Here is a 6,365-nt window from a genome sequence, read left to right as displayed (position 1 = left end):
GGTACGATGTATTCCCAACTCCGGAAGAGCAAGCCGGGTACGTCACCCAACCCAGCCACAGTGCCTGATCTTCTCCGCCATCCAAGGGGGCCACCCCAACCAGGTCGAACCGACCAACACATGGGTCAGCCACCCCCCTCCAATACGAAACCAGGGCAAACCTGGGTAACTACCCCGTCCTACAGCGGCGTCCTCAGGCCGGGTCCGCGCCCATAGGGTTCGGGTAGGGCACCGCGCCGCTGTGCGCCACCGCTTTCGAGATCGGCGTGAGGACGGTCAACGCTTCGGCAATATCTGGAATGCCCTGGTAGGCCGTCATCGCGAGCGCATCGGTGCGAGATTCGATGTGCTCGCGGACAGCGCGCCCGTCATCGGTCAACCCATCGCCGGACAGCAGACCCCGGGCTTCGAGCCGCTGTTGCGCTGCGGCCCAATCGGATTCGGTCCAGCCGCGATTGGCCTGCCATATGATGGCCGGGCTGCCGGTGAGCGCGGCGAACAGCACATGCGCCTCGCACCCGTCGATGCCTTCGGCCAGCAGGCAGGCGACGTGACCGTCGCCGCGATGCTCGCGGAGCGTGGTGGCGGCCTGCCACAGTGCCTGCACCGGATCGGTGGGCGTGGGCAGGTCGCGGTTGGCGGCGAAGAGCGGCCGCCCGGGCGCGGGTGCTGCCTCGATGGCGGCCTGTAGTGCGGGAAGTGCTGTAGCGGCGGCGGTTTCGATGTCCGGAGCTACCGCGCGCAGGACACTTGCGGCGGCGGTCCGGCGGGCGGAGAGGATCGCCTCCGGGGTGGTGAAGGTCCACGCGTCGGGAAGGGCGCGGCGGATCATCGACGGGTGGAAGTTGTAAAAAGTGGCCTCGACCAGATTGGGACCGGCGGTGCCGAGCGGCGCGGAGCGGGCTCCGAAGTAACCCATCCAAAACCCGCGCAGGCCAACGGCTTTGTGTGCCGCGACGCACTCCGGGCTGAAGTAGGTGACCGCGTGCAGGGGTTCGAGTACGCGCCACATGGTCCGGGCGAAACCATTGTCCATGGGGAAACCATACTTTCTGAATTCAGTGAACTGTAGTCAGATTTGCGCCCGACGTTCTGTAAATCCATTGCGGCGCAACCGTGCTGAATGTAAAAAATGTGTCCTGGATCACAGTGTTGGTATCTGCTGGTAACTCGGTTTCATATCCAGGCAACACAATCGAACGCACAATCCTCACAGGCTGCAGGACTGCCTGGATGAGGAGCTCTACATGGAACCGAGTGCGACGAACGTACTTTCGGAGGGAACCGAAACACCTGAATCCGGGGTGTCCCGGCTCAAACCGAACGTTATCGGTCTGCTGGGTGTGGTGTTCATGGCCATCGCCACCGCCGCACCGATCACCGCCATGACGGGCAATGTCCCGTTCATGATGTCCTCGGGCAGTGGAATAGGCACGCCCGCGGCATTTCTCATAGCCATGGTCGTGCTCGGCATTTTCTCGGTCGGCTTCACGACCATGTCGAAGCACATCACCGCCACCGGCGCGTTCTACGGCTTCATCTCGTTCGGCCTGGGCCGCACCGTCGGTTTGGCGGCGGGCCTGCTCGCGGCGTTCGCGTACATGGTGTTCGAGCCGTCGCTGATCGGCATTTTCTCCTACTTCGCGCACAACACCGTCTCCGATCAGATCGGCGTGGATGTGCCGTGGTGGGTGTTCGCGGTGATCATGCTGTGTATCAATGCCGTTGGTACCTGGTTCGGTGTCGCGGTGGCCGAGCGACTGCTGGTGGTGCTGCTGGCCACCGAGGTCACCGTGCTCAGCATTATGGCCGTGTCGGTGCTCTTCCACGGCGGCGGTCCGGAGGGTATCTCGCTCGCGCCGATCAACCCGGTCAACGCCTTCCACGGCGCCTCCGCCGGACTCGGCCTGTTCTTCGCCTTCTGGTCCTGGGTCGGTTTCGAATCGACCGCCATGTACGGCGAGGAATCCAAGGATCCCAAGCGAATCATCCCGCGCGCCACCATGATCGCCGTGCTCGGCGTCGGCGCGTTCTACGTGTTCGTCTCCTGGATGGCCATCTCCGGCAGCGGCCAGGACAAGGCCATCGAGCTCGCCGGTTCGGCCAATCCGATGGATGTGTTCTTCGGGCCGACCGAAACCTATGTCGGGCACTGGGCGGTCAGCACCATGCAGTGGCTGATGATCACCGGATCGCTCGCCTGCGGTATGGCATTCCACAACTGCGCCGCCCGGTACCTGTATGCGCTCGGGCGTGAGGGTGCGATTCCGGGACTCAAGAACACCATCGGCCGCACCCATCCCAAGCACGGCTCCCCGCATATCGCGGGTCTGCTGCAGACCGGTGTCGCCGCGGTGCTGGTGCTGGCCTTCGGTCTCGCGGGCAAGGATCCGTACGCGGGTCTGTACACCCTGCTCGCGGTGCTCGGCACCATGGCGATCCTGATAGTGCAGGCGGTCTGCTCGTTCGCGGTGATGGCGTACTTCCGCAATAACCATCCCGAGACCAGGCACTGGTTCAAGACCTTCCTGGCTCCGCTCATCGGCGGTGTCGCCATGCTCGGCGTGGTGCTGCTGCTCGTGATCAATATGGATACCGCGGCGGGCACCGAAGCGGGATCGTTGGTATTGAAGGCGACCCCGTACCTGGTGGGTCTGGTCATCCTCGCGGGCCTCGGTTACGCGACGTATCTCAAGCGCAAGGAACCCGCCAGGTACGCGCTGCTGGGCCGCACCGTGCTCGAAGAGACCCACGAGCGGTAGAGACAGGACGTGACAGTGGCACCGACCGATGAGCCCCAGGCCGCCTACGGCGACCGCGTCATAGCCGTCGAACCCGGCGGTGACGATTTCATCCCCGAGAACGCACGGCACGGAACACCACGAAAACTGTTCTGGACGTGGATGTCTCCGAATATGGAGTTCGCGACGATCTTCGTCGGCGTACTCGCGGTGACCGTGTACGGGATGAACTTCTGGCAGGCGAGCCTGGGGCTCGCGGTCGGTGCCGGTCTCGGCGCCGTCGCGCACTTTCTGCTGTCGGCGCGCGGCCCGCTGCACGGGGTACCGCAAATGGTGTTGGGGCGCTTGGGATTCGGTTATCGCGGCAATGTGCTGCCCGCCGGATTCATGGCGATCATGTGCGGTGTGGGCTGGTTCGCCACCAATAGTGTGAGCGGGGCCTTCGCCCTCAACTCGCTGACCGGTATGCCGAAACTGCTCTCGCTGATCGTTATCGTGCTGGCGCAGACCGCTTTCGCGTTCTTCGGTCACAATCTGGTGCAGGCTTTCGAGCGAATCGCCTTCCCTCTCTTGGCAATTGTGTTCGCCATTGTCACGGTCGTGATCTTCAGCAAGTCCGATCTGGGCGCGGCGGCACCGGCCGGGGGAGTGGGTGGCATCGGCGGATTCCTGCTGACCGTCGGCACCGCCTTCGGTTACGCGGCGGGCTGGAATCCCTACGCGGCGGACTACTCCCGGTATCTTCCGGCGTCGGTGTCCAGGACCGCGACCGGGCTGTATGCCTCGGCGGGACTGTTCATTTCGTGCGTATGGCTGACCGTGGTCGGTGCCGCGTCGGCGACCGTCGCGACCACGGTGGAAGGCAGTCCGACCGATGTCTTCACCGCGAATCTTCCTACCGCACTGGCGAAGCTGACTCTGCTGGCGATCGCCGTCGGCGCGGTCGCCGCGAATGCCCTCAATGTGTATTCGGGCGCAATGGCTTTCGTCACCATGGGCTTCGAACTGCCGGTGCGTACCCAGCGGGCGCTGGTCTCGGCGGTCTTCGGCCTGGTCGGTTTCCTGGTCGCCTGGTGGGCGCTGCCGGACGCCGCCGCGAACTATGAGGCGTTCCTGCTGATCGTCGCCTATTGGATCGGCCCGTGGCTGGGGATCGTCTTCGCCGATGAATATCTGCGGCGCGGTCAGCGCATCGACCAGTTGCTCTACGACCGCTCCTACGCCAACTGGGGTGGGGTGGCGGCCTTCCTGATCGGTTTGGCCGTCTCGGTGCTGTTGTTCTCCAATCAGGCCAAGTTCGTCGGCTATGTGGCGCGGCAGCTGCCGGAGCTGGGGGATATCACCTTCTTCGTCGGCTTCCTGATCTCCGGCGCGGGCTATCTGCTGCTCAATCGATCCCGGATTTCGGGGCAGGCGATGGCAGCATGATCACTATGATCAATGCGAAAGATCTGCTGGTCACCGCCGTGGAAGAGGCCGGACTCGGGCTGAGTGAGGGCGGGATTCCGATCGGCGCGGCCCTGTTCGACTCGGCTGGAAACCTGCTCGGGCGCGGGCATAATCGCCGCGTGCAGGCCGGTGACCCGAGTCTGCACGCCGAGACCGATGCCTTCCGCAATGCCGGTCGCCGCCGCGACTACCGCGACACCATCATGGTCACCACGCTGTCACCGTGCTGGTATTGCAGCGGTCTGGTGCGGCAGTTCGGTATCGGCGCGGTCGTGATCGGCGAGGCGCGCACCTTCAATGGTGGTCACGAATGGCTTGCCGCGCACGGGGTTTCGATTACGGTGCTGGATGATCCGGGCTGCGTCGACATGATGGAGAGGTTCATCGCCGAACGCCCGGAACTCTGGAACGAGGACATCGGAGTGGCCGAGTGAACGCCATCGCGACCGTCGACCTGGACCGCTGGCGCGCGGGCGGCGCGGATGCCGTGCAGGTGCTGCGCGAGGTCGACGCGGGTATGCAACGCGCCGGATTCCTGCTGGTGCGCGGACACGGTGTGCCGGAAGGACTTCCGGCCGCACTGCGCGCGGCGGCCCGCCGTTTCTTCGCACTCCCCGCCGAGGTGAAGCAGCGCTACGCCACCGCCGTCGGTGGTCGCGGCTGGATCGGGCCGGGGATGGAGGCCAACGGTTATGCCGAGGGCACCGAGACCCCGCCCGATCTCAAAGAGACCTTCGCCATCGGCGCGGACACCCGCACCGGCGACGCGCAGGTCGATTCGGTCTGGTTCCTGGACAATGTCTGGCCGGACGAGGTGATCGAACTGCGCGAGCTGTTCACCACCTACACCGATGCCATGCGCGTGCTCTCGGACGAGCTGCTCGCGCTGTTCGCCGCCGCACTCGAGTTGCCGCACAATCCATTTCAAGGTTTAGCGAGCCTGCCGACCTGGACCTGCAATATCAACTGGTATCCGCCGCTGACCCATGTCGGCGCACCCGAACCCGGTCAATTCCGCATCGGCCCGCACACCGATTTCGGCACCGTCACCGTGCTCGATCGTGAGCCCGGCGCGGGCGGATTACAGGTTTACACCGAGGAGGGCGGTTGGGCCGACGCACCCTTCGACCCCGCTGCGCTGACGGTGAATATCGGTGACCTGCTCGCGCATTGGAGCGGCCAGCGCTGGCCCGCCGGGCGGCATCGCGTCCTCCCGCCGCAGGAGACCGCGCCCGATGAGGATCTGGTCTCGCTCATCTACTTCTACGAACTCGATCACGATGCCCGCGTCACGCCCCTGGAACCGCCGATCGGACGCATCGGCGGGCTGGAACCGGTCATCTCCGCGGAGTTCCTGCGCACCCGGCTCGACGCCATCACCCTGGGCTGAAGACTTTCCGGCGAGTTCCCACGGCCGTCGTCATGCGGCGGCCGTGGGGGCGAATTCCCGAAGCCGCGCGGGGAACATCTCGGCGGGCACTGCGGTTGGCCAGGTTCATGACAACTCTGGGACTTATCGGTAGCGGCAATATCGGTGGCACGCTGGCACGACTTGCCGTGGCCGCCGGAATCGATGTGGTGCTGAGTAACTCCCGCGGGCCGGAATCGCTGGCCGAACTGGTGAGCGAGCTGGGGGAGCGGGCCAGGGCCGGCACTCCCGAGGAGGCCGCAACGGCCGGGGACATCGTGGTGGTGACCGTACCGCTCAAGGCGTACCGCGAGGTGCCGTCCGAACCGCTGGTGGGCAAGGTCGTCATCGACACCAACAATTACTACCCGGAGCGTGACGGCGAGTTCCCGGATCTGGAGGCGGGCACCGCCACCAGTAGTGCACTGCTGCAACGGCATCTGCCGCGATCGCGAGTGGTGAAGGCGTTCAACAATATCTTCTTCAAGCATCTCGCCGTGCTGGGCCGCCCGGCCGACGCCCCGGATCGCACCGCGCTGCCGATCGCGGGCGATGATTCCGAGGCGAAAGCCGCTGCGGCCCAACTGATCAGCGCACTGGGCTTCGATACCGTCGATATCGGCGGTGCGAGCGACAGCTGGCGCACCCAGCCCGGTACCCCGGTCTACGGCGCGCCTTACGCTGTGGCACAACCGTTCTGGGATAACGCTGCCGCGCCCGCCGACGCCGAGACGGTCCGCAAGGCGGTCGACGCCGCCGAGCGGTGA

The 6,365-nt window shown here is 65.2% G+C and carries 6 protein-coding genes; 5 read left to right on the top strand and 1 reads right to left on the bottom strand.

Translation table 11 applies throughout. The annotated features are described in order from the left end of the window. Positions 1–193: 193 nt before the first annotated feature. Positions 194–1,036, bottom strand: coding sequence for a hypothetical protein (locus GFY24_RS35870; protein ID WP_228566976.1), 843 nt, complete (start codon positions 1,034–1,036; stop codon positions 194–196). Positions 1,037–1,247: 211 nt separating this feature from the next. On the opposite strand from GFY24_RS35870, the gene GFY24_RS35865 reads away from it, so the two are divergent. From GFY24_RS35865 to GFY24_RS35845, 5 genes are all read left to right on the top strand, one after another. Next, positions 1,248–2,762, top strand: a complete 1,515-nt coding sequence (locus tag GFY24_RS35865) for an APC family permease (protein ID WP_153809546.1) — start codon at positions 1,248–1,250, stop codon at positions 2,760–2,762. Between the two features lie 15 nt (positions 2,763–2,777). After that, positions 2,778–4,169 carry a cytosine permease gene (locus GFY24_RS35860; RefSeq protein WP_309231743.1) on the top strand — a complete coding sequence of 464 codons (1,392 nt, stop codon included), beginning with the start codon at positions 2,778–2,780 and terminating at the stop codon, positions 4,167–4,169. 5 nt (positions 4,170–4,174) lie between these two features. After that, positions 4,175–4,624, top strand: a complete 450-nt coding sequence (locus GFY24_RS35855) for a nucleoside deaminase (RefSeq protein WP_153809545.1) — start codon at positions 4,175–4,177, stop codon at positions 4,622–4,624. Beyond that, complete coding sequence (locus GFY24_RS35850; protein ID WP_309231739.1) at positions 4,621–5,580, top strand: 2-oxoglutarate and iron-dependent oxygenase domain-containing protein; 960 nt, start codon at positions 4,621–4,623, stop codon at positions 5,578–5,580. The genes GFY24_RS35855 and GFY24_RS35850 overlap by 4 nt, the downstream gene beginning before the upstream one ends. A 107-nt stretch (positions 5,581–5,687) precedes the next feature. Further along, on the top strand, positions 5,688–6,365 hold the full coding sequence (locus GFY24_RS35845; RefSeq protein ID WP_153809543.1) for an NADPH-dependent F420 reductase: 678 nt from the start codon (positions 5,688–5,690) through the stop codon (positions 6,363–6,365).

Source organism: Nocardia sp. SYP-A9097 (assembly GCF_009649815.1).
GTDB lineage: Bacteria > Actinomycetota > Actinomycetes > Mycobacteriales > Mycobacteriaceae > Nocardia.
Note: the sequence above shows the minus strand (reverse complement) of the source record. Positions and strands in the feature narration are given on the sequence as shown.

Bases quoted from the DNA above. Each gene is read 5' to 3' on its own strand.
- GFY24_RS35870 (WP_228566976.1), bottom strand. From the start codon at position 1,036: ATGGACAATGGTTTCGCCCGGACCATGTGGCGCGTACTCGAACCCCTG.
- GFY24_RS35865 (WP_153809546.1), top strand. From the start codon at position 1,248: ATGGAACCGAGTGCGACGAACGTACTTTCGGAGGGAACCGAAACACCT.
- GFY24_RS35855 (WP_153809545.1), top strand. From the start codon at position 4,175: ATGATCAATGCGAAAGATCTGCTGGTCACCGCCGTGGAAGAGGCCGGA.
- GFY24_RS35845 (WP_153809543.1), top strand. From the start codon at position 5,688: ATGACAACTCTGGGACTTATCGGTAGCGGCAATATCGGTGGCACGCTG.